This is a genomic window from Dyella sp. 2RAB6, from assembly GCF_052115385.1.
Taxonomy (GTDB): domain Bacteria; phylum Pseudomonadota; class Gammaproteobacteria; order Xanthomonadales; family Rhodanobacteraceae; genus Dyella_D.
Genome location: NZ_JBFRGP010000002.1, coordinates 429,174 through 452,119 on the forward strand (window position 1 = coordinate 429,174; position 22,946 = coordinate 452,119).

Genomic DNA, 22,946 nt, shown 5'->3' on the forward strand with positions numbered 1-22,946 from the left:
GGGGCATGCCTGGGGGCGGGCCGTCAGTCCGTCTTCTTCTATTTACCTGTGAGTCCACACCACCGTCCGCCCTGGGCGTCGGCCCCGCTTGTCCGACAGGTGCGGGCGTCCTCCAACCATAGAAGGGAGCGTCGCCAGTCCATGAATACCTTTGTCTTCAACGGCAGCAAGCATTCACGACCCCTGTCTGCAGCATCAGCACACCCGCGTAAAGAACGAGGCCTGTTGTCGTTCTTGTCACGCACTGCGCTCGCATGCGCGATGCTCGCCGCGGCGACCAGCGCGAGCGCGCAAGTGAACGGCGTGGCCCAGCGTCCTTATCTGGGCTGGAGCAGCTTCAGCCAGCAGACCCTCGACTCCAACTTTCTCACCCAGGCCAATGTCGTCGCGCAATCGGACGCATTGCTCAGCTCGGGGCTGCAGGCGCACGGCTTCACCTACATCAATATGGACTCCGGCTGGCATGGCGGTTTCGACGCGAACGGCAGGCCCATTCCCGACCCCGGCATCTTTCCGGACATCAAGGCGCTGATCGATCACATCCATCAGAACGGCCAGAAGGCCGGCATTTATTGGATACCAGGGGTCGAGGAGCCCGCCGTTACGGCCAATTCGCCGATCCTCGGCACGCCGTATCACATCCAGGACATTCTCACGGTGCCGCACACCGCCGGCAATGCGTTCGGAGCTCCGGGCACCTCGCCTTACCATTACAAGATCGATTTCACCAAGCCCGGCGCGCAAGCCTATATGGATTCCGTGGTGGCCCTGTTCGCGTCATGGGGCGTCGATTTCATCAAGCTCGATGCGGTGACGCCCGGCTCCTACAACGACGGCCTCACTATCGACAACCGCGATGACGTCGCCGCCTGGTCCCAAGCCATTGCGCACAGTGGCCGCCCGATCTGGCTGACGGTTTCATGGGAACTCAATCAGGATTACCTCGGCGTATGGCAGCAGTTTTCCAATGCGCGCCGGATCGACGATGACGTGGAATGCGAAGGCCGCTGCGCAACGCTTACGGACTGGTCGCGCATCTACAAACGTTTCCGCGACCTGCCGGGCTGGCAGCATGCGGCAGGACCCGCACTGGGCTGGAACGACCTGGATTCCCTCGATATCGGCGACGGCGAACTGGATGGCCTGTCGCATGCCGAGAAGCGCTCCGCCATGACTTTGTGGGCCATGGTCAATGCACCGATCTACCTGGGCGGCGACCTGACCAGGATCGATGCTTTCGGCAAGCAGTTGGCGACTGCCGATGAAGTGCTTGCCGTCAATCAATCCGGCAAGCCCGCCAAACAGGTATTAGGCGGAGACTTGCCGGTATGGGCTTCGGATCTCGGCGATGGCAACTACTACGTCGCCTTGTTCAATATGAATGCGACGCCGGCGGCAGTGACATTGCCGTGGCGGGAAATCGGACTCGATGGCGTGCGGCAAGTACGCGATCTATGGAAGAGGGCGGACGTCGGAGCGCCGGCGGGCGCATTTTCGACCGTGCTGGACGGCCATGGCGTGCGACTGCTGAAAGTCTCGGCACGCGTTGGCCATACGCCGCCTGTACCTTCTGCCAGCTACGCAGCCAACGCGGCGACATTGACCGGCAGTGCCTCGGTTGCCGACTGCTCCAACTGCTCCAGCGGAAAAAAGGTGGGCGGCCTGGGCCTGGGAACGAATAATACCGTAACGTTCCAGAACGTTTATGCGCGCAAGGCCGGCGTCTACCTGATGCAGGTCGATTCGATGACCTTCGGCTTGCGCTCTTATCTGTATACGGTCAATGGCGGCAATTTCCAGACGCTCAACTCCGGCGGCGGGAGCTTCCAGATCCCCTCCAGCACCACGGTGCGGGTCTGCCTGAAGGCGGGATACAACAGCATTCAGTTCGGCAACCCCACCAGCTATGCCCCCGACCTCGATCGCATCGTCATCAGCGGAGCAGGTGACGCTGTGCTGCCGCAAGCGAGCACGTACGAAGCCGAGCAAGCCACGTTGAGCGGAACCGTCACCGCAGGCTTCAGCAACTATGCCTCGGGTCTGTCCAAGGCTGGCAACGTCGGCAATGGCCCGGCCAATACGGTGACCTTTTCCAACGTGACCGTTCCAAGCGCAGGGACGTATCAGCTTGAAATCGACTACGCCACGAATGGAACGCGCATGCTGACGGTTGCCGTCAACAACGCCGCCCCGCTTTCGCTGAATCTGGATGGCAGTACGTTCGACGATCCGCGGCCGACCCTGCTTCGCGTTCAACTGAAGGCCGGCGCCAACACCATCCAGCTGGGCAACTCCAGCGGCTACGCGCCGGATCTGGACCGCATCGTGGTGGCACCGCTGGTGGATGCGGGCTCACCCGGCGACATGGCAAAGCGGATGTGCCCACGTTGACCGCAGCGTTTTTTGCATTGGCCAGTGGCGCCGACGGCTTCAAGGCGTCCCTGGCCGCGGCAGTGCTGCGCGCATGGCCCACGGCACTGCCGACTTCGGAAAACCGTGAACTGTGACGGCATGAGGTCGCCTCACTGAAGTCCGCGTGCAACAAAACCGGAGTGAACTTGCTGATCGACGACATCCGTCAGCCAACCACCCGGAAAACCGCATGAGTGAGATTGACGACGTCAAGCGCCGACGCTTCCTGAAAATGACCGCCGGATCGGCCGGTGGACTGGCCGCGCTGTCAGCCTGGCCTGGCCTGATCGACAAGGCGCTGGCGATCGAGCCGCATAATCCCACCGGCCATCCAAGCCTGGCGGACGTCGAACACGTCATCGTCTTCATGCAGGAAAACCGCTCGTTCGACCATTACTTCGGCATGCTGCCCGGCGTCCGCGGCTATGGCGATCCGCGCCCCGTGCCGATGCCGAGCGGGAATTACGTCTGGTACCAGCCGGAAGGCTTGAATCCAGGCTCGCGCGGCTTCAGCGCGCACGTGCCCTATGGCAGCTGGACCAAGCCCGCCGGCTGGTACGACAGCGATCGCGCATCGCAGTCCACTCATTACGTGCTGCCTTTCAGGCTCAATCAGCCGGGCAATGTGCAATACCAGTACATGACGGACCTGGACCATAGCTGGAAGGCATCGCAGGACACCTGGCGCAACTGGGACACCTGGGTGCCGCTGAAGAGCCGCCAATCGATGGGCTGCCTCAACGCCGACGACCTGCCGTTCTATTACCAGCTGGCGAATGCCTTCACCGTCTGCGATGCCTACCACTGCTCGATCTTTGCGGCGACGGACCCGAACCGGTTCTGCCTGTGGTCCGGCACGGTGCCGCCGCCGATGAATTTCCCGGACAACTACGGCAGTTGCGGTTACGTCGCCGATATCCAGTGCGACATCAACGCGGACATCACGCCCGCCATGTACGGGCAGACGCCGCAGGCCAGGAGCGTCGCCGTCGCCGCCGGCATCGCGGACTGGAAAACCTATGCCGAAACGCTGACGGACAATCGCATCACCTGGAAGATCTACCAGGAGCACGACAACTACGGCGACAATTATCTGCAGTACTTCAAGAATTTCAGGGTCGATAACAGCGGCACGCCGATCAACCAGTCCAGCGATCCGTATTTCCAGTCGCTGTATCAACGTGGTCGCGTATTTGCCGCCAATGGCGACAAGACCGGCGACGCGATCATTGCCGAGTTCGCCCGCGACGTCGCCGCCGGCATGGAGCCCGACAATTTCGCGCTCGGCTCAGTGAAGGCCGGGCTGCCACGCGTTTCATGGATCGTGGCGCCGGCTCAGTTCTGCGAACACCCCAGCTCTTCGCCCGGAGATGGCGAGTCGTTTACCGCCCGGCTGCTCAGCGTGCTGGTCAATGACCATCCGGAAGTGTTCCGCAAAACCGTCTTCATGCTGATGTACGACGAGAACGACGGCTATTTCGATCACGTGCCGCCACCGATCCCCGCGATCAACCCGCATTACGGCGAGATGACCCTGGCTGACGCCGACGCCGCCGAGAACAATGCATCGATCCCCGTTGGCCTGGGGCCGCGTGTGCCGATGCTGATCATTTCCCCCTGGACGGCTGGCGGAAAGGTCTATTCGCAGCTCACGGACCACACTTCCGTAGTGCAGTTTCTGGAGCAATGGTCGATCGCCAAGGCGCTGGGCACGGAAAGTCCGGCACGCGGAAGTACGCGATGCGAGGCCATCTCGAACTGGCGCCGATCGGTCTGCGGCGACCTGACCGCGGCTTTCGATTTCAGGCCGAGCCTGCCGCGTCCGCTCAACACCGGCACCACGTTCAAGAACGGCACCGCGCAAGCCGCCGTGCCTACTCCTCAGGCATTTCCGCTGCAGGCGCCGAAGCTGCGGCCGGCCTGCCGGCTGGACTACGCGTTCTCCGTCACGGCCCAGGTCGACATGGAGCGTCTTTCGCTCAGCCTCAGCAATACGGGAAGCAGTGGCGTCGCCTTGATCGCTTATCGCGACCCGATGTCGAATGCGCAGGAGCCTTTTCATTACACCGTCGAAGCAGGCAAGTCGCTGCTGGCCGCGCCGCCCATGTCGATCGGCAACGATGGCAGCTATGACTGGTCCGTGTTCGGACCCAACGGCTTCCTGCGCGAATTCCGCGGCAACGTAAATGCGATGACGCAGTCGGGGCAGGCGCCTGAAGTGGCCACCTCGCAACATGCCTTGCGCGGCAATCTGATGATCAAGCTCGATAATCGGGCCAGCCTTAGCGACTGCGTATTTCAGCTGACCGATAACGCCTACGACGAGAACGAGCCGCTTCAGATCCGCGTGGAAGCCGGATGCGAGCGCAGCATCGAATGGCAGGGCAGTGCGGGCTGGTACGACGCCAGCATCCGCGTGGCCGGCGATGCCGTGTACTTCAGGCGGGTGGCGGGCTGCGTCCAGCACCGGCCGCGGCAGCCGATGACCGACCCCGCGATCGGCAACGATCGCCTGTTCCGTGCCTCGCTCGCCTTGCACGGCACTCGCTACGAGACGCTGCGCTTCGACTACGTAACACCGCCGTGGCGCCATCGTCCCAAGAACTGGGTGGGCGTGTTCGCGGCGGGCGCAGCCCCGACCAAGGCCAATCTCCTGCGCTGGGTCTATGCGCCGCGAGGCGTCGGTTCGGTGATGCTGTCGGCCGCCGCCGGCGGTGCCTTGCCGCCGGGCCGATACGACGCCTGGTATTTCTTCGACGACGGGTATACGACGCTCGAGGCGAAACGGGTGGCGTTCCGGATCTGAGTGGCCGATTCGCTCCTGGCCCGGCTAGGCGAGGGACTCCGGTCGATCGGTGAGGGCGTACGCCCTCACCAGATCCGCACCTGCTCGCCGGCCGGACGCAACATGGCATCCCCGGTCTTGCACTGGAACGCTTGCGCGAACGCAGGCACGTTGCCGAGGGTGCCGATGATGCGCTCGCGCGGCGGCGCATGCGGGTTGCTCGAAAGATAGACCAGGGTCTGCTGCTCGCGCATGCGGGCGCGCCAGATGCGCGCAAAGGCGAGAAAGAAGCGCTGGTCCTGGGTATAGCCGTCGATCTGGCGGCGGGCCTCCGCAGGGTTGGCCTTGAGCGCTGACTGCAGTGCGTCGTAAGCGATGTGCACGCCGCCGAGGTCCGCGATGTTCTCGCCCAGGGTGAGGCGGCCATTGATATGCACATCCGGGTGGCCCGCCAGCGGCGCATAAGCGTCGAACTGGCGCACCAGCGCGTCGGCGCGCGCATTGAAACCGGCATTGTCCTCGGGCGTCCACCAGTCGGTCTGGTTGCCTTGTCCGTCGAACTGGCGGCCTGCATCGTCGAAGCCGTGCGTGGCCTCATGGCCGATGGCGGCGCCGATGCCGCCGTAGTTGATGGCATCGTCGCCATCGGCATAAAAGAAAGGCGGCTGCAGGATCGCCGCCGGAAAGGTGATGCTGTTGTCCTGCGCGCGGTAGAACGCGTCCACTGTCTGCGGCAACACGCTCCAGCGGGTCCGGTCGGTCGGTTTACCGACTCGCGCCATCGCCTCGCGATGGTTATAGCGGGCCAGTGCACGCACGTTGGCGTAGTAATCGGTGGCCGACAGGTCGAGGCCGGACCAGTCGCGCCAATGGTCGGGATAGCCGACCTTGGGCACGAAGGCCTGCCACTTGGCCAGGGCACGCGCCCTGGTGGCCTCGCTCATCCAGTCGAGTGCCTCGATGCGCGTCTTGAGCGCCGCCAGCAGGCGCGTGACCAGCGTCTGCGCACGCTGCTTGGCTTCGGGCGAAAACGTGCGCGTGACGTAGAGCCGCCCCATCGCCTCACCCATGGATGCATTGACGGTGCCGAGCACGCGCTGCCAGCGGGGCTTGTCATGCTGCTGGCCGGTGAGCGCGCGGCCGTGGAAATCGAAGGCGGCGTCCTGGAATGCCTGCGCGAGGTAAGGCGCGGCATCGTCGAGTGCGTGGAAGCGCAGATAGGCCTGCCACTGCGCCGGCGGCGCGCTGGCCAGCAGGCGATCGAAGCCGGCGAAGAATGCCGGCGGTGCCAATGAGAACTCGGCCTGCGCCGAGAGCCCCTGCGCGGCGAGAAACGGCGCCCAGTGGAAGTGCGGCGTGAGGCGGTCCGCTTCGTCCGCACGCAGTGCGTGAAACTGATTCGCCGGCTGCCGGGCCTCCGTCGGCGAGAGCGTGGCCTTGGCCAGCGCAGCCTCCAGCGCCAACGCAGCATCCGCCGCCTGCTCGGGGGTGGCATCGCCAGCCAGGCGAAACAGCCGGATCATGTAGGCGCGATAAGCCTTGCGCTCGCCCGCATAACGAGCCTCGGTGTAGTAGTCGCGATTGGGCAAACCCAGTGCCGCGGGCGAAGCCGCCCCGAGCTGTCTTCGCGCATCGCGAAAATCGCCCTGCACGTCGAAGGCGAACACGAACGACTGGCCTTCCGCAGCAGCGCGAGTCAGGAAGGCCGCCGTATCCGCGGGCGTTTTCAGCCGGACGATGGCGTCGAGTACAGGCCGAAGCGGCGTGAGGCCGGCGCGCTCGATCGCCGCGGCATCCATGCCCGAACGATAGAGCAGGCCGAGCTGGCGCCTGCTGGCATCGCCATCGGCCCGCTTCGCTGCGCCAGCCGCTTGCTCGGCGATGTCGTGCTGCACGCGCAGGCTTTCCAGGGTGAGCTGGTCGAACACCCCCCAGCGCACCTCGTCCGCGGGAATCGGATGGCTCGCCAGCCAGCGCGCATTGACGAAGCGGTCGAAATCCGTGCACGGCATGACCGCGTGATCCAGCTCGGCCGTATCGAATGGGCGGGTCTCGGCAGCCGATGCCGATGCCGCGAACAGCACACCGGCCACGAACGCGAAGGTGGAGAACGGATGGCGCAGGAATGGCATGCGTGTTCCTCAGGAATAAGGCGCGGCGACGGGGCGCACCCCTGCGCCCGCAAGCCAGCAGGCGTCGCCGGGCCTGAGTATGGCTTGCCGGTATCAGCCACGCCGGGCGGCTTCGATCGTCGCGATGTCGATCTTGCTCATCGTCATCATGGCGTCGAACGCGCGCTTGGCCGCGGCGGGATCGGCGTCGCTGATGGCGGCGACCAGCGCGCGCGGCGTGATCTGCCAGGACAGGCCCCACTTGTCCTTGCACCAGCCGCAGTCACTGGCGCTGCCGCCATTGTCGATGACCGCGTTCCACAGACGGTCGGTTTCGGCCTGGTCGTCGGTGGCGACCTGGAACGAGAACGCCTCGCTGTGCTTGAACATGGGGCCGCCGTTCAAGCCCAGGCAGGGAATGCCCATGACCGTGAACTCGACCGTCAGGACATTGCCCTGCTGGCCATCCGGGTAATCGCCCGGCGCGTGGTAGACCTTGCCCACGGCGCTGTCCGGGAAGGTCTTGGCGTAGAAGGTCGCGGCCTCCAGGGCGGCGCCGTCGTACCACAGGCAGATGGTGTTCTTGCTGTTCATCGGGATACTCCTGGTTCGGGCGGGTCGGGCGTGGGTGAAGATGCCCCACTTGCCTGCGACGAACGATGAAGGCCGGAATCGACATGCCTCCTGGCGGCACTGCCGCCGTGCGCAGGGCAGGGCCCGCAGAGCCGGCCTGCGCAGAATCCCCAGCTCGGTCCCGCCCGAGACAGATACCACGCGAATGAGTCGGTGGCGATCGCCCTTGTGGCAGGGTGACCGCCACCCAAAGCAGGCCACGACATCCTCGGGTCAGCCGGATGTCGTGGCCACGGCTCAGTCTTCGAGCACGCCAAGATCGATGGAATTGGCCATCGCCTGATATCCCGCATCATTGGGATGCAGGTGATCGCCGCTGTCGAAAGCGGGCAACAAGGTGGTGGGATTGGAAGGGTCCTGCACGATCCGGTCGAAATCGAGCACGCCGTCGGCGCCGTTCGCCGAGCGCACGAACGCGTTGACGGCTTCGCGCTTCATCTCTCCCGCGGCGTCGTAGTACGAAGCGCCGTTATACGGAGTCAGCGTCGCCAGGTAGATCTTGATGCGGCTGGCCTTCGCCTGGGCGATGGTGGCCTGCATGGCCGCGATGATCTGACCGGCGGAAACGTTCTGTGGCGGATACAGCTCGCCGAGGCCGATATCGTTGACGCCCAGCAGGATCATCACGTGCGTCGCGCCCGAAACACCGGCCACGTCGTGAGCGAAGCGGGTGACGGCCGCGGGACCGACGCCATCGTAGATCCAGCGATTGCCCGAGATAGCAGCATTGACCACGCTTACCCGGCCGAGGTCGTCGGCAGCGGCCTGCACGCGATTATCGAGATCGTTGGGCCAGCGGCGGTTGGCGCCGAAGGTGGAGCCGTAGCCGTCCGTGATCGAGTCACCGAAGGCCACGACCACTTTGTACGGATGCGCCGCCAGGTCGGTGACGCCGCCGGAGCCGCCCGCCGTCGATGCATCCACTTCGCTGAGCCAGTAATACATGCCGGTTGTCGTGGCATTACCCATCGTCGCCGCACCGGCCTGATTGCCCGACGCGAGGTAATTGGTCTGCATGCCTATCGTGTGGGTGGTGACGACGGGCGTATTCAGGGGAACGTACAAGCTGATCGCCAGATTCGCCTGGGTCGGAACCTGCAGGCTGACGGGGTCGCTCCATCGTTCTTCGCCAGGTGCGAGCGTCACGCTGCTCCTGCCGTCGAACCGGAGCACCCGATTCGTGGCTGGATTGATGCCGCCATTGCCCGTGCTGCGGGCAACCCGGGCTTCGCCGAAGGTGACGGGCGTGGTGCCGAAGACATTGGACAGCTTGATGCGAATCAGGCTTCCGCCGTGCGAGGTGTGGACGATCTGGCGAATGGACTGGTTCGAGATCGCGAGAGGCGGAACGGTGCTGCCAGGGAACAGAATGTTGTAGTTCTGCGGCGCCGCGTACCAGGTCGCGAACCATGGCGGTTGCACACAAGCGGCCGACAAGAGCATCGCCAGCGTCATGCAGGCAATAACTCTTCCAAACAGATTAAAGCTACGAACGCCTCTCTTAAATACGCGCTTACTCATAACCATATCTCCCATGGTGATTTTCACGTGTGTTGGTGGGGTGGGGCGCGGGCAGAAGCTATCAAGCCGCCCGATCAAGACGGGCGGATACGCGGAAAACGTTTTTGCTTACTTATGGGGAGTTGGCGTTCTATCGCCTGGCGCGTGGAGGTTTCGTTATGGCGCGCGGTAATTACGCGTTAGTGGCGCGCCTGGATTTTAATCCTGGGATCGCGATCACCTTTTATCGGCTAAAGCAGGCGTCGTCGCGTTAATCGGCGGAAAATATATATGCGCCATAACTTACGCAATACGGAAAATCATTTCCGCAAGGGATTATCAGGCAGGCGGTTTTATATATGCCGAGAAGCTTATGCGTCGCCGCCCCAAACACTCATTTCAGTAGTGTGGATCGAGTTTCGCCATGAAGAAGGGCTGGATCATCTGCCCATTCGCCGCAGCCAGCGATAGTGCGAGGCGATACCGGCGCCGAACGAGCGGTTCGCATGGTACGGGACGCCGTATTCCAGGCAGGTTGCTTCGACCACGCGCGCGATGGCCGGATAGTGAATGTGGCAGATGCGTGGAAACAGGTGGTGCTCGACCTGAAAGTTCAGGCCTCCCACCAGCCAGGTGATAAGCCTGCTGTCGCGGGAGAAATTCACCGTGGTCTGGAGCTGATGGATCGCCCAGGGCGTGTCCATCTGCCCGGGCTGGTCCGGCGACGGGAACGATGCCTCTTCGACGGCATGGGCCAGCTGAAATACCAGCGCGAGCAGCAAGCCCGCAACCAGGGCGACGATCGAGTAGCACAGCAGGACAGCGCCTATCGAATGAAACGCGAGAGGCAAGCCGAAGGCGAGGGTGAAAAAAATCACCTTGCCGAGGATGAAAATCAGCAGCTCCATGCCACGCGGTCGTGGAATCGGGTGCTTGCCGACGGTGGCGGTCAGGATGTCGCGGAAGTCGTCGTGCAGATGCCAGCTCACGACCGTGAAGCCGTAAAGCATCCAAAGGTAGATGTGCTGCCAGCGGTGGTGCCAGTAGCGCTTCTGTTGGGGCGAAAATCGTGCCAGGACACCGAGGTTGATGTCGCTGTCGTAGCCGTCGATGTTGACGTAGGTGTGGTGGAAGTGAGCGTGCTTCCAATGCCAGACGTAAGAACTGCCGCCGACCATGTCCAGCGTTCTGGCCATCCACTTGTTGATCGAGCGGCGCTCCGAGAACGCCTGATGGCCGGCATCGTGCTGGATATTGAAGCCGACCTGGGCCGTGGCGATGCCAAGCACGATGCTGAGCAGCAGGCCCTGCCACCAGGTTTCCGCAACAAAAACCAGGAGCGCATACGAAACGAAGAACGAGGCGAGGATGATGGCCGTCTTGAGATACATGCGCGCGTTGCCGCGCGGCTTGTGTCCGCCGCGCTTGAAATAGTCGTCGACACGACGACGTAATTCGCGATGAAACGTGTTGTCCCCGCTGAACTTGAGCCTATCGCCGGTGGCGGTCGCAGACGGAGACCGAACGGCATCGACCGTGCGATAGGGTGACTCTGTGGACATGGTGAGCGCTCGGGGAAAGTAAAGGCATGATAATCGATGCACCGAGTGCGCACTTGAAACTGCGCTACCGTCATCGCGGTAGCGCGAATTTCCGCGTCCGTTCTCTGCATCCAGCACGCCGGCATCGGCGGGCCGGTGGCGCCCGCCTTGGGTTGCGAAAGTGGATATCGGCGTTGTCCGGAGGCGCGAGCTACCCGTCAGTAGGTGCCGCGCCTCAATGCGGTGAAAGCAGGCTCCTCACGGCAGAGCAGCCTGCCTACTTGGCGTTCCGCTTCTTCTCTTGCTTCGCGGCCTTTTTCTCTTTCATGGTCTTTTCCGGCTTTTTCTTCTCGTTCTTCTTCGAATCCATGCCCTTGCTCATCTCGATTCCTCCGTCGTGGTTAGGGTCTGTGGCCGCGTGTGGCCGCGGGGCATCTTACCGGCAAAAGGTCTGGCCAGCCTACGAGTTCGCCAAGGGATCGGGCATGGGGGCCGGCAGTAGAACGGCGCCGCGGGCGACTGGCTGTTTATCGTCGAAACGCAGCGGCCTGGCGACCCGGAGGGCGTTATCGGGGGTATCGCATCTCAGCGACCTGGTAAGCGGATGGGGCCTTGCCGGGCAGGAGCGCCACGATGGAATGCGGGTCGATTCTGCTGCGCTCCATCTGAAAGGCATGCGTCGAGAAGTTCGCGATCAACACCGTTCCATCCTCGAAGCTCGTCTGCTGTACCAGGCGATCCGGGGTGAGCCATTGGAAGCCGACCAGCTTCTGCGTCGCCAGGTGTTCGTGCAGCGGCCGGAAGAAAGCGTCCTGGCGCTTGATGATCGGCAGTCGCCGGCTAAGCGACGATACGCTCAAGTGATACAGCGGCGGCACGTTGTAGAGCAGCTGGGCCAGCTCGTTCTCCATTCGTACGTTCGAAAGCTTCAAGCTGTCGAATTCCCAATGGTGCGTAGTGATGACCGAGCCGTGGAACACGGCTTGAAACAGCGGCAGCCGCATCCGTGGATCGAAATACACCGTGCTATACGCGTCTTTGAGCGGAACCTCCTTGAAGAAGATCTCCGGCTGCTCAGGCGGGTACCACGGACCGAGATAGTAGGGCGACGCCTTGTTCTCCCGCATGTCGACGTCGCCCCAGGCAATAACCGGCGTCTGCATGCCATGCGCGAAGACGGTGCCGCTGTTCGTGCTTGCCTTGCCATCCTCGGACCCCGCCGGCAATTTCAGGATGTCCGTGATCCAGTGCATGCTGGCTTCGGCGCCTGCCGCGTATTGAGCCTGTGAGATCGACGCGCCCGGTCGATAGCTGTCGTACACCATGCCGGTTGCATAGGAGTCGATAAACCAGCTGTTGAATGGCACTTTACTGAGCATGGCGGGCACCCGCGCCTGCATCAGCGGCCGGACGCAATCCGGGCTGGTGTAGTGGCCGGATTGATTGAAACCGGCTCGCAGCGTCCCGTCCTTGAGCACGACGGCGCAGTCGCGGTTCGCACGCCCACCGAGATGCGCTGTGGCCCAGCTCGGATTGTCGCCCGCTTGCAGCGCTGTTTCGTAGGAGTCGTAGGGGGCCACCAGGTAGCCGGCCTTCACTCCGGCCTGCACCGCCTCGGGATGCCAGAGGCCCGGCTCCCATCCTTCGCCCAAGCCGATCCACAGTTTTGGCAGGCCTGCGTTACGCAAGGCGGTCATCGTCGCCACGGACGTCCCGCCACCCCATTGCGTCGGATCGGGCGTCACTGCACCTGCGAAGGCGAGTGCGAACTGGCTGCGCAGTTCGCCGTAGCTCTCGACGAGCACCCGCATGTCGGGCGTCTCTTCGTTCTGCCAGCGGGCCCGCGCCACCGATGCAAGCGCCTCGTTGACGTTACGGATCAGCGCCTGGCGCAGATAAGCATCCCGTGGGCCTTTGGCTTGCGCGAGGATCGATCGGGCTTCTTTCTCGAACCCATGGCGCAATTCGGAAGCCAGCGCCCCATGGCCGTTCAATAGGGCCACGAAGCGCTCCCAATCCGCAATGTCCTTGGTCGAGAGCAGGCCACCGTCCCAGAGATAGATATGCGACGCCCCGATCAGCTTGGCCGCGCCGGGCGCCTGGGTGATCTTCCGGGCGAGCGTTTCGTAGCGCCCCTCGGATACCAGCAGCTCTCGATAGCGCTTGCTGCCGGCCAAGGGATCCGCCGGCCCCAGGTGCAACAGCAGCGTCATGGGCTGGTCGAGATTCAACGTCGTGAACTCGTGGTCGAGCGAGAGTGCCAGGCCAGCCCCATCCAGCGTGAAGCGAGCACGGTTATTGAAAGGGTTCTGCAGAATCCAGGTCAGTGAATAGCGGCCACGATCGAGCCCCCAGAGCGGCAAGGAAAGGTCTTCCGAGGTATCGAACTGCGCGTATCGATCGAGCAGAAACCCTTGCCAGTCCTTGTTGCCGGAAGGAATGTAATGCCCTTCGGCCAGCGGGAAGATCAGGCCGTCGCCGATAGCGGCTGCGGGCTGCCGCAGTAGCGGCAGGATCCCGGCAGCTCGCGCCTTGATGGCAAGGGTAAGATCGCTGCCAGCCAGTCCGGCGGATACCTGGTAGTCCCCGTTACCCCAACGCCAGGACGCCTGTTCGGGGCTGGCGCGAAGATCATCAACGCTGCGCGCCGGGCCGCCTGTCGATAGCCGAACCGGGGATTCGCCAGCGGGCTCCGCCGTCAGGGCGAGCGTCGCGGTATCCAGGGTGATGCGCCAGGCATCGTTCCGCAGAACGACGTCGGCGGCGCGTGCGGACAGGCTGAGCATGATCAATACGACGCCCGCGCCGATGGGCGGCCAGTTCTTCATGGGTGACTCCGAGCGGAGGAGGGCCTGATCATAGGCAAGCTGGCGCGACCGGGAGTTGGTTCGCCGCGGGCGCGGCGCTGACGATGGATGGCGATTATCTGGCATGAACCATTTTGCGCAGGCGTGCTCATCGCCGCGGCGGTAGAGCTCATGAACAACTCGGAGACATGCAGGGTGGGAGCGATCGGCGTGAGGGAGCGTCTGCTGCTGATCCAAAGCAGGTCGGTACGCCCCCGATCCTCAGAAGACACTGGCGTGTCTACGGAATCGGAGGCGTACCAGTGGCCGGGTGACCGTTGACACTCATCTGCCCGATCGCAGCGCGATACGGTGGCGGCAGGGCAGTTAGTCCATGCGGTAGATGTGATACGCGTTGGCGTCGGCGAAGGTGTCGGTAAACGTCGTGCCATTGACCAGCGGGATCGTGCGTCCTTCGTTGACCACGGTGACCTTGGTGGCGCCCGAACTCTTTACCGTGAATGTGACCGACTGATTCGCTGGCGGCGGGGTCGCGGGCGTGCCGGAAGCGGCGAAGACGTAGAAATGGCTGCCATCGTACTTCGCCATGGCGGCGAGGTTGCCGGTGTGGCTCACGTAGCCATCGGCGAACGGCGATAGCAAGACATTGTTCACGCTGCTCACAAGCTGGTTGAACGCGGTGATGTTCAACACCAGGCCGTGGATCGTGACGCCCGGGGTCTGTTGGCAGTTGTAATCGTCAGTGCGTGGATCCGAGCCGTCGATCAGCGTGGTGTAGTCGGTACAGGGGCCGCTGAAGTTGTGCTGGAACCACAGGATGCCGCGCGCTCCGGCGATCAGGCCGTGCATGGCAGCCGCCTTCATTGCTGGCGGAGTAATGCACTCCGTTCCACCATAGATGGGGCACCCCGTCTCGACATCGACCACCACCGGCTTGGACTGGTGGTTGAGCGTGCTGGAAAGCGTCTGCAACCGCGTCACGTTGAACGCGTAGTTGGCAGGCAGGGCCCGCTGGGCGCGGGTCAGCCCCACGGGATTCGGGCCGTAGCAGATGTTTTCGCTGCTGGGGAAGAAGGCGCAACCGCCCTGGGAGTTCGCTTCCAGGTCGGGGTCGGTCATCCAATAGCTGTCGGCCGAAAGCACGTCCGAGTAGCCCAGGAATACCGCCGCCTCCGAGTCCCACATCCAGAACAGTACGCCTTTGCCATAGCCCTGGTGCTTGGCCATGTTGTTGATGGGGTAGCCCGGCGAACCATAGCTGAGCGGCTGGCCGGTGTAGGACCATTTCGCCACGGTATAACCACACTCGCTACCGGCCGGCAGGCAGTCGTCGAGGTTGGCATTGGGCGCAGCGGGGTTCCAGCCGTTGGCTCCGGCGCCATATTGCATGTCCGCCTCGTCCCAGCCGTCGTATGCCACCGTTTCGGTGCCGCTGTTGGGCGTGGTGTCCGGCGCGGCGACGTGCATGCCGGCCGCGCGGATCACGTCATAGTCGGCGCGCCATTGCTCCGGATCGCCAGCCTTGCCGCCGAGGTTCCAATAGATGTTGTTGCCCATCGCCACGGCATAACCCACCTGCGTGGCATCGGCCGGCTGCTCCATCCATGCACCCAGCAGGATGTGGCTGTCCATCCAGGCGCTGCGGGAATCTTTATCGGTGAAGTAGCGCGGGCCGCCGTCGATGTCGCGCAAGCTGACGCCGACGGGGAGCATGGCCGTCGCCAGAGAAGCCTTGGTGGCGATCTTTGTTTTCGCCGGTAACGCCACACTATTGCGCGATGGGTGATCTGCAACCGTCGCGGCACTGCCATATGAAACCGTCAGCGAGAGCATCAGACAAAGAGGGAGCGTCCTGTGCATCATGGCTTTCATTACGTTTCCTTGGGATGGGATGGAACAGCTGGATCGGCACGGATCGAAAGCGTGCTGACGAACTCGTCGAACGGTCGGGGCGGGCTCGCTGGGGAGGCGAGTGGGTGCGTACGCTACGACAAAAAGAAGCTGCATGTTGATCGAAAGATATGCATGGTCTCCATGCATAATTGAATGGGTCGCGGTGTAGTTGCTGGCGACAGATCAGTGAGTTCGACCAGGGGAAGAGCATTGATGGATTGGGGTGATCTGCGCGTGTTTCTTGCCATTACCCGCGAGGGAACGCTGGGTGGCGCCGCGCGCAAGCTGGGGCAGAGCCAGCCCACCATGGGGCGGCGATTGCAGGCGCTTGAACAGGCGCTCGGACAGCAGCTGCTACAGCGCACCAAGGATGGTTTCGTCCTGACCGACGAGGGCGCGCTCGTGCTCGGCCATGCCGAGCGCATGGAGGAAGAAGCTGTTGCCTTTCAGCGCCAGCTCGCCGGGAAGGGAGGGCAGCTCGATGGCATGTTGCGCATCACGTCGGCGGACTGGTTTGCCGAGCATGTATTGGCGCCTGTCACCGCCGCGTTCTCCAGGCAGTATCCGCGTGTGAGCGTCGAGCTGCTGACCGATTCGCGGCTTTTCAGCCTGTCACGGCAAGAGGCCGACCTCGCGTTCCGCATCCAGCCGTTCGACGAGCCGGATGTCGTTTCCCGCAAACTGCTCCGCATGCCTTACGGCGTCTATGCGTCGGTGGACCATCCGCGCCCGGTGCCCGGCGATGGCGAGGGTGCATCGCTGCTGGTGATGAATCTTGCGTTTGGCGGCATGCCGGAAGTCACCTGGCTGCAGCGCATGCTTCCGGGCGCACGCATTGTCTTTCGCAGCAACTCGCGTTCGGTGCAGGCGCGCATGTGCGTCGAGGGCGCGGGGATTGCCGTGTTGCCGCGACCATTGGGTGACGCCACCGCACAACTCCATCGCATCGATCTGGGTGAAGAGCCGCCTGTGCGGGATATCTGGATGGGCTATCACCGTGACATGCGTCGGCTCGCAAGGCTCAGGGTGTTGCTGGATATGGTCGTCAACCGGCTGGCCAATTGATCGCGCTGAGGATGCATGCCTTGCCGATCCAGCACGAGCAGTTCCCCTCAGCACGCATCACGGCGACACGGCGTCGATGCGGACTTCCTGTGCCGGCAAGCCGGGCACCTCGACGCGCACCTGGACGGGCCCGGCCTGCGTCGCCGCCTTGACCACCGCGACCAGGCGCCCATGGAAGCTGTGCCGCCGGCCGGACTGGAAGCTGGAGGCATCGTGCGGATCGCCATTGCCGACACCGGCCAGTCGCCCGGCGCCGTCGACCTGCACGCTTATCGGCCGATCATGGCTTTGCGCATAGATCGGCACGCCGTCGGCATCGAACAGTTCGGCGGTTACGTAGGCCAGATCCTCGCCGTTGGCACGCACGCGCGTGCGATCCACCGACAGCCGCAGCGCCGCCGGCTCGGCATCGGTGCGCAGCTCCCAGTGCCCCACGGGGCGGTTGTCGCGATAGCCGACAGCGACCAGGCGGCCGGGCGAGTAGGGCACCTGGTAGCTCGTCTTGTATTCCGTGTCCACGCCAACCGGCTTGCGCCCCAGGCTTTTGCCGTTGAGGAACAGTTCCACCTCGGGATACTCGGCATAGACCACGACGTCCAGCGGCTTGCCTTCCTGCCCCGGCCAGGTCCAGCTCGGATGGACGTCGTCCAGTGACCAGTCCAGGTGCGGCGGCGTAATCGGGAACAGGTGGCGATCAGGCAGATCTTCGGTGCCGGGCGGCTGCCTGACGAAGGCCGCGATCGGGTCGATGCCGGTTTTCCACAGCACCTCCCGGTAATACGCCGCCGGCCGCTTGCGCCCGGTGGCGTCGATCTCGCCGCTATAGGCCAGATGCCACGGGTAAGGCCCCAGCTTCTGCCAGTCCTGGCTGTAGCCCATCCAGCCGATGCCGGTTTCGCCCAGATAATCGACGGCGGTCCAGACGAAATCGCCAAGCACCCAGGGCATGGTTTCCACGCTGCGCCAATAGGTGAAGGCATCCTTCGAAGTGGATTCGGAAGTGAACATCACGCGCGCGGGAAAGCGCCGGTGATCGTCGGCGAATTCATGGGCGTGATAGTTGTACCCCGCCACATCGAGCACGGCGAACTGGCCATCGCTTTCCACGCCACCGGTGCTGACGGCCTGGGTCACCGGGCGGGTGGCATCGAGGCGGCGGACGCGGGCCACCATCCGGCGCGCGGTCTCGATGCCCGGTGCGGCGCCCTGTTCGGGGATTTCGTTGCCGATGCTCCAGAACAGCACGCTGGGGTGATTGCGGCCGCTCACGATGAGGCTGTCCAGATCGGCGGGCCAGTCCTCCTTGAAGAAGCGCGCGTAATCCTGCGACTTCTTGTTCCGGCTCCATGCGTCGAACGCTTCGTCGACGACCAGCATGCCCAGCTCGTCCGCAGCGTCGAGCGTCGCCTGACTGGCCGGGTTGTGCGCGCTGCGGATGGCGTTGTAGCCGGCGGCCTTCATCAGCGCGACCTTGCGCGCCTCTGCATCGGGCAGGCCGGCCGCGCCCAGCATGTAGTTGTCGTGGTGTATGTTGCCGCCGCGCAGCAGGAAGCGCTTGCCATTGATGCGCAGCCCATTGACCGCGTCGACGGCAATCGTGCGAATGCCGAAGCGCGTGCGGCGGACATCGGATACGCCATCGCCCGTGCGGACGCTCTGTTCCAGTACGTACAGATTGGGCGAGTCGGGCGACCACAGCGCAGGTTCGCTCAACTCGAACGAGGCTTCTTCCGTCGCCTTTGCACCTGGCGCTAGCGCGGTCCTGCGTTCCTGCCGCAGCAGGATCTGCCCCGCCGGCGACAGGATGTGCGAGATCACTTCCACGCTCTGCGTCTTCCCCGTGCCATTGACGATGTCCGATCGCGCGACCACCTTGCCGGTTTCGCGGGTGGCCACCGGCGTGGTGACCTGGATGCTGTCCGGTTCGATATGCACGGGCGGCAACAGCTCCAGCGTTGCGGGGCGGATCAGCCCGGAACCGGCATACCAGCGCGACGACGGATCGGCGTGATCGACCCGGATCGCGAGCAGGTTGTCGCCGGCATGCAGCTTGCCGGTCAGGTCGACGCTGAAGGCGCTGTAGCCGTAATGGTGCTTCTCCACGTGCCGGCCATTGATCCACACGTCGGCGTCCATGTAGATCGCCTCGAAGCGGACCCGCACCGTCTGCGCCACATCGCGTGCATCGAGCACCAGATGGCGCCGATACCAGCCGACGCCGCCGGGCAGGTAGCCCGAATCCTGTCCGCTGAGCGCATCGCGGTCGAACGGGGGGGAGCCATCGGGCTTGTCCTCGATCGACCAGTCATGCGGCACCGATACCTGCCGCCACGAACGATCGTCGTAAGCGACCGCTTCGGCGCCCTTGCTGTCGCCGCGCTGGAAGCGCCAGTCCTGCGACAGGCTGCGCTGCTCGGCGGCAGCCTGCGGCAAGAAAACAAAGGCGGCGATGGCCGCGAGAAAAGCCCATCCATGCTTGGCGGTCATAAGTGATTCGTGCGCAGTGAGGGAGTCCGGCGCGGCGGGCAGGGCGCGGCGCTTGCCACGATGGAGCAGTTCGTCCGGTGAGTCATTGGCGAAATGCGGCGGAACCGGTTACGAAATACGCCGCTGCATTGCGACAGGCCGGGTCTCGCTAGCCGGCGCGTCGTCCACGTCGATACTGGTCGAACATCACGGCCAGCAGCAGGATGCCGCCGCGAATCAGATACTGATAAAAGGTCGGCACGTTCAGCAGGCTCATGGCGTTCTGCACCGAGCCCATGATCAGCACGCCGACCAGCACGCCCAGGATCGTGGCCACCCCGCCGGTGAGCGATACGCCGCCGAGCACGCAGGCGGAAATCACACCCAGTTCCAGCCCTACCGAGGTCTTCGGATCGCCCAGGCTCATGCGCGAGGCGAGCATCACGCCGGCGAAGCCGGTCACCAGCCCCTGCAGCGCAAACACCATGAGCTTGATGCGCGTCACCGGCAAGCCGGCAAGGCGCGCCGCCTCGCTGTTGCCGCCCACCGCAAGCACGTGCTTGCCGAACACGGTGCGGTTGAGCAGGAAACCGAACAGCGCGAAGCCGGCCATGGTGCTCCAGATCGGATACGAGATGCCGAGCAAGGCGCCGCTGCCCAGCGCGAAGAAGCCTTCTTCGGTGATCATCACCGCGTCGCCGTTCGAGACCAGGTAGGCGAGGCCGCGCACGACTTCCATCATGGCCAGGGTGGCGATCAGCGAGTTGATCTTGAAGCGCGCCACCAGCACGCCGTTGACCAGTCCGACGGCGCCGCCCGCCAGCACGCCGGCGCCGATGCCCAGCCCGATGCTATGCGTCTGCGAGATGACGGTAGACGCCACCACGCCGGTGAACGCCACGATGGACGCCACCGAAAGATCGACTTCGCCCAGTGCCAGCACGAACATCATGGTCGCGGCGATCGATCCGATCAGGGTCACCGACAGCAGCAGGCCCTGGATATTGCGCACGCTGAGGAAGTCCGGCACCGCCGCCGACAGGCCCGCGAACAGCAGCACGAACACCAGCGCAATACCGGACCGGCTGGCGATGCCCGCGGCCAGCGCGCGGGCGCGTGAAGCCGCCGACGGTGCGGCCGAAGCGGGAGCGGCGGAGGTTTCCTTGGGTTGCATGGCTGCACTCATGTCGGTCTGGCCTGGAAGCTTCAGCGCGGCAGCGCCATCTTGATCAATCCGTCGGCGCTGGCATCCGCCCTTTCCACGCAGCCCGCGATGCGGCCTTCGCGCATGACCACGATGCGGTCGGCGACGCCGATCACCTCGGCCAGGTCGCTCGACACCAGCAGCACGCTGCGCCCGGCCTCGGCCAGTTCGTAGAGCAGGTGGTAGATTTCGGCGCGGGCGCCCACGTCGATGCCGCGCGTCGGCTCGTCCATCAGGAACACCTCGATGCGCTCGGCCAGCCAGCGCGACAGGATCACCTTCTGCTGGTTGCCGCCGGAGAGCTGGCCGATCGCGGCGCTGCTGTCGCCCGGGCGGATCGCCAGCCTGCGGATGTAGTCCTGCGCCAGTTCGCGCTCGCGCCGGGTATCGAGCAGGAAGCCGCCGCGGCAGACATGCCGACGCGCACTGAGATTGAGATTGTCCGCCACCGAGGCGATCGCCACGATGCCTTCCTGCTTGCGGTCTTCCGGACACAGCGCAACGCCGGCGCGCACCGCATCGCGGGGACTGGCGAAAGCCACCCGCCTGCCACGCAGTTCGACGTGGCCGGCGCTGGCGCGCGTCGCGCCGTAGACCAGCTTCATCAGCTCCGAACGGCCCGCGCCGACCAGCCCGAAGAAGCCGAGAATCTCGCCGCGCCGCACGGCGAACGAAGCCGGCTCGGCCAGGCCCGGCCCGAACAGGCCTTTCGCCTCGAGCAGCACCTCGCCCGCGGCGCGCGGCCGATAACCGTACACGTCGGCGATCGGGCGCCCGACCATGGCGGTGACCAGGCGATGGCGGTCGAGCCCCGCGGCCGCGTCGAAGGTTTCGATGCGCCGACCATCGCGCAGCACGGTGACGCGATCGCACAAGGCATCCACTTCATCCATGCGATGGGTCACGTAGATGATCGCGCGCCCCTCGTCGCGCAAGCCTTCGATAATCCGGAACAGGCGCTCGGTTTCGCGCGCCGAGAGCGAACTGGTGGGTTCGTCGAAGGCGATCACGCGCGCATCGCGCAGCAGCGCCTTGCCGATCTCGAGCATCTGGCGCTGGCCGATCGAGAGCCGCTTCACCGGCATGTGCGGGTCGATGCGTTCGCCCAGGCGACCGAGCGCATCGATGGCGCGTGCGACCAGCGCGCGCCGGTCAAGCAGGCCGAGCCGGCCCGGCAGCTGCCCCAGCAACAGGTTCTCGGCCACCGTCAGCTCGGGCACCAGATGCAGTTCCTGGTAGATCACCGCGATGCCGGCGTCGATCGCCGCGCGGGTATCGGCGAAATGCTGCGGCCGGCCATCCAGGCGCAGCGTGCCTGCCTGCGGCCGGTTCACGCCCGCGAGCACCTTGAGCAGGGTGGACTTGCCCGCGCCGTTCTCGCCCATCAGGCCATGCACTTCGCCCGCGCGCACCTCCAGCGAGACGCCGTCGAGCGCGCGCACGCCGGGAAAGCCGACGCTGATGCCCTGCAGTTCCAGGCGACAGCCCGGCGCCGCCGCGTCCGCAGGCGGCATGGACTCAGATGCCCAGTTCGGCACGCACGGCCTGCCAGTTGCTCCGCGTCATCAGCGTGCCCGTAGTCTGCGTATCGGCGGGAGGCTCCTGGCCGCTGCGGATCCAGTTCACCAGGTTGTGTGCACTCTGCCTGCCGTGACTGGTCGAGCTGACCGCGACGGTGCCGTAGAAGCCAGTGGGCTGCTGTTTCTGGAATTCCGCGAACGCCTCGCCCGCGCCGTTGATGCCGACGCCGATCACGTTCGCCGCCGGGATGCGCAGCTGCTCGGTAGCGCGCACGCCACCGAGCACCGTTTCCTCGTTCAAGGCGTAGATCACCCACCGCTTGATGTTCGCGTGGCGGGTCAGTACGGGCGAGGCAGCGTTGAAGCCGCCTTCGTCGTCGGTAGTGCGCTGTGGCGCGCTGAAGATGTTGTCCGGCTTGAAGCCGTTCGCCAGCAGGGTTTGCGTGGCGCCATCGGTGCGTTGCTTCGCGGTTGGCAATTGATCGCTGGTGATGCGCAGCGCGCCGACTTCCTCGGGCTTCCAGCCGCGCCGTTTCATTTCGTCGGCGATGGCCTGGCCGACCTGATTGCCGATCCTGGCGGCCGACATGCCCAGGTGCGGCACGCCCGCCAGCGGCTTGCCCGAGCCGTCGACCAGCTGGTCGTCCACCGTCACGACCTTCATGTTGTATTGCCGTGCGCGCGCCCGGATCGCCGGGCCCAGGCGCACATCCGGCGGGCAGATGACGAAGCCCTGCGCGCCTTGCGCGCCGAGATTATCGATCGCCGCCAGCACCTTTTCGCCGTCGGGCGTGCCGATGCTCACCACCGCGAAGCCGTCCTTGCGCCCCAGTTCGGCGGCCGCCTTCTGCTCGTTGATGAACCAGGCCTGCTCCGGCATTTTCACCAGGAAGCCGATCTTGAGCGGCGCGCCAGCGGGCGCGGCATGGCTGGCGCCCAGCCAGGCCAGGCCGATGGCGGCGAGCAGGGCGCATAGCGAGCCTCTGCGGGTGCGGGTGGTCATATCCGG

The 22,946-nt window shown here is 64.5% G+C and carries 13 protein-coding genes; 3 read left to right on the plus strand and 10 right to left on the minus strand.

All coding sequences use genetic code 11. The annotated features are described in order from the left end of the window. The first annotated feature begins 141 nt into the window (after positions 1 to 141). Together AB4083_RS05565 and AB4083_RS05570 are read left to right on the plus strand one after the other, a co-directional pair. Positions 142 to 2,391 carry an alpha-galactosidase D gene (locus AB4083_RS05565; protein WP_441606761.1) on the plus strand — a complete coding sequence of 750 codons (2,250 nt, stop codon included), beginning with the start codon at positions 142 to 144 and terminating at the stop codon, positions 2,389 to 2,391. 211 nt (positions 2,392 to 2,602) lie between these two features. Next, complete coding sequence (locus tag AB4083_RS05570) at positions 2,603 to 5,218, plus strand: phosphocholine-specific phospholipase C (RefSeq protein ID WP_441606762.1); 2,616 nt, start codon at positions 2,603 to 2,605, stop codon at positions 5,216 to 5,218. Positions 5,219 to 5,283: 65 nt separating this feature from the next. Here AB4083_RS05570 and AB4083_RS05575 read toward each other — a convergent pair whose 3' ends face one another. The 6 genes from AB4083_RS05575 to AB4083_RS05600 form a co-directional block, all read right to left on the minus strand. Then, positions 5,284 to 7,329: a M13 family metallopeptidase gene (locus AB4083_RS05575; protein ID WP_441606763.1), complete on the minus strand. Its 2,046-nt coding sequence runs from the start codon at positions 7,327 to 7,329 to the stop codon at positions 5,284 to 5,286. Between the two features lie 93 nt (positions 7,330 to 7,422). Beyond that, entirely contained in the window at positions 7,423 to 7,902 is a 480-nt protein-coding gene (locus AB4083_RS05580) for a VOC family protein (RefSeq protein ID WP_441606764.1), read from the minus strand. A 276-nt stretch (positions 7,903 to 8,178) separates the two neighbouring features. After that, entirely contained in the window at positions 8,179 to 9,396 is a 1,218-nt protein-coding gene (locus AB4083_RS05585) for an SGNH/GDSL hydrolase family protein (protein ID WP_441606765.1), read from the minus strand. 485 nt (positions 9,397 to 9,881) lie between these two features. Then, positions 9,882 to 11,003: a fatty acid desaturase family protein gene (locus AB4083_RS05590; protein ID WP_441606766.1), complete on the minus strand. Its 1,122-nt coding sequence runs from the start codon at positions 11,001 to 11,003 to the stop codon at positions 9,882 to 9,884. Positions 11,004 to 11,548: 545 nt separating this feature from the next. Next, entirely contained in the window at positions 11,549 to 13,810 is a 2,262-nt protein-coding gene (locus AB4083_RS05595; RefSeq protein WP_441606767.1) for a glycoside hydrolase, read from the minus strand. A gap of 345 nt (positions 13,811 to 14,155) precedes the next feature. Next, entirely contained in the window at positions 14,156 to 15,661 is a 1,506-nt protein-coding gene (locus AB4083_RS05600) for a hypothetical protein (RefSeq protein WP_441606768.1), read from the minus strand. A gap of 234 nt (positions 15,662 to 15,895) precedes the next feature. On the opposite strand from AB4083_RS05600, the gene AB4083_RS05605 reads away from it, so the two are divergent. Then, positions 15,896 to 16,747, plus strand: coding sequence for a LysR family transcriptional regulator (locus tag AB4083_RS05605; RefSeq protein WP_441606769.1), 852 nt, complete (start codon positions 15,896 to 15,898; stop codon positions 16,745 to 16,747). A 57-nt stretch (positions 16,748 to 16,804) separates the two neighbouring features. On the opposite strand, the gene AB4083_RS05610 is transcribed toward AB4083_RS05605, so the two are convergent. The 4 genes from AB4083_RS05610 to AB4083_RS05625 all read right to left on the minus strand — a co-directional run bounded on the left by AB4083_RS05610 (position 16,805) and on the right by AB4083_RS05625 (position 22,940). Beyond that, a complete protein-coding gene (locus tag AB4083_RS05610) occupies positions 16,805 to 19,234 on the minus strand; it encodes a glycoside hydrolase family 2 TIM barrel-domain containing protein (RefSeq protein WP_441606770.1) in 2,430 nt (809 codons plus the stop codon). 148 nt (positions 19,235 to 19,382) lie between these two features. Then, positions 19,383 to 20,387, minus strand: coding sequence for an L-arabinose ABC transporter permease AraH (araH, locus tag AB4083_RS05615; RefSeq protein WP_441606771.1), 1,005 nt, complete (start codon positions 20,385 to 20,387; stop codon positions 19,383 to 19,385). A gap of 32 nt (positions 20,388 to 20,419) precedes the next feature. Beyond that, positions 20,420 to 21,931, minus strand: a complete 1,512-nt coding sequence (gene araG / locus AB4083_RS05620; RefSeq protein ID WP_441606772.1) for an L-arabinose ABC transporter ATP-binding protein AraG — start codon at positions 21,929 to 21,931, stop codon at positions 20,420 to 20,422. 4 nt (positions 21,932 to 21,935) lie between these two features. Next, on the minus strand, positions 21,936 to 22,940 hold the full coding sequence (locus tag AB4083_RS05625) for an arabinose ABC transporter substrate-binding protein (protein ID WP_441606773.1): 1,005 nt from the start codon (positions 22,938 to 22,940) through the stop codon (positions 21,936 to 21,938). Between the last annotated feature and the right edge of the window lie 6 nt (positions 22,941 to 22,946).

What these genes read in the sequence shown, in the direction of transcription:
- AB4083_RS05565 (WP_441606761.1), top strand. Translation starts at nt 142, where the DNA reads ATGAATACCTTTGTCTTCAACGGCAGCAAGCATTCACGACCCCTGTCT.
- AB4083_RS05570 (WP_441606762.1), top strand. Translation starts at nt 2,603, where the DNA reads ATGAGTGAGATTGACGACGTCAAGCGCCGACGCTTCCTGAAAATGACC.
- AB4083_RS05575 (WP_441606763.1), bottom strand. Translation starts at nt 7,329, where the DNA reads ATGCCATTCCTGCGCCATCCGTTCTCCACCTTCGCGTTCGTGGCCGGT.
- AB4083_RS05580 (WP_441606764.1), bottom strand. Translation starts at nt 7,902, where the DNA reads ATGAACAGCAAGAACACCATCTGCCTGTGGTACGACGGCGCCGCCCTG.
- AB4083_RS05585 (WP_441606765.1), bottom strand. Translation starts at nt 9,396, where the DNA reads ATGACGCTGGCGATGCTCTTGTCGGCCGCTTGTGTGCAACCGCCATGG.
- AB4083_RS05590 (WP_441606766.1), bottom strand. Translation starts at nt 11,003, where the DNA reads ATGTCCACAGAGTCACCCTATCGCACGGTCGATGCCGTTCGGTCTCCG.
- AB4083_RS05595 (WP_441606767.1), bottom strand. Translation starts at nt 13,810, where the DNA reads ATGAAGAACTGGCCGCCCATCGGCGCGGGCGTCGTATTGATCATGCTC.
- AB4083_RS05600 (WP_441606768.1), bottom strand. Translation starts at nt 15,661, where the DNA reads ATGAAAGCCATGATGCACAGGACGCTCCCTCTTTGTCTGATGCTCTCG.
- AB4083_RS05605 (WP_441606769.1), top strand. Translation starts at nt 15,896, where the DNA reads ATGGATTGGGGTGATCTGCGCGTGTTTCTTGCCATTACCCGCGAGGGA.
- AB4083_RS05610 (WP_441606770.1), bottom strand. Translation starts at nt 19,234, where the DNA reads ATGACCGCCAAGCATGGATGGGCTTTTCTCGCGGCCATCGCCGCCTTT.
- araH (WP_441606771.1), bottom strand. Translation starts at nt 20,387, where the DNA reads ATGCAACCCAAGGAAACCTCCGCCGCTCCCGCTTCGGCCGCACCGTCG.
- araG (WP_441606772.1), bottom strand. Translation starts at nt 21,931, where the DNA reads ATGCCGCCTGCGGACGCGGCGGCGCCGGGCTGTCGCCTGGAACTGCAG.
- AB4083_RS05625 (WP_441606773.1), bottom strand. Translation starts at nt 22,940, where the DNA reads ATGACCACCCGCACCCGCAGAGGCTCGCTATGCGCCCTGCTCGCCGCC.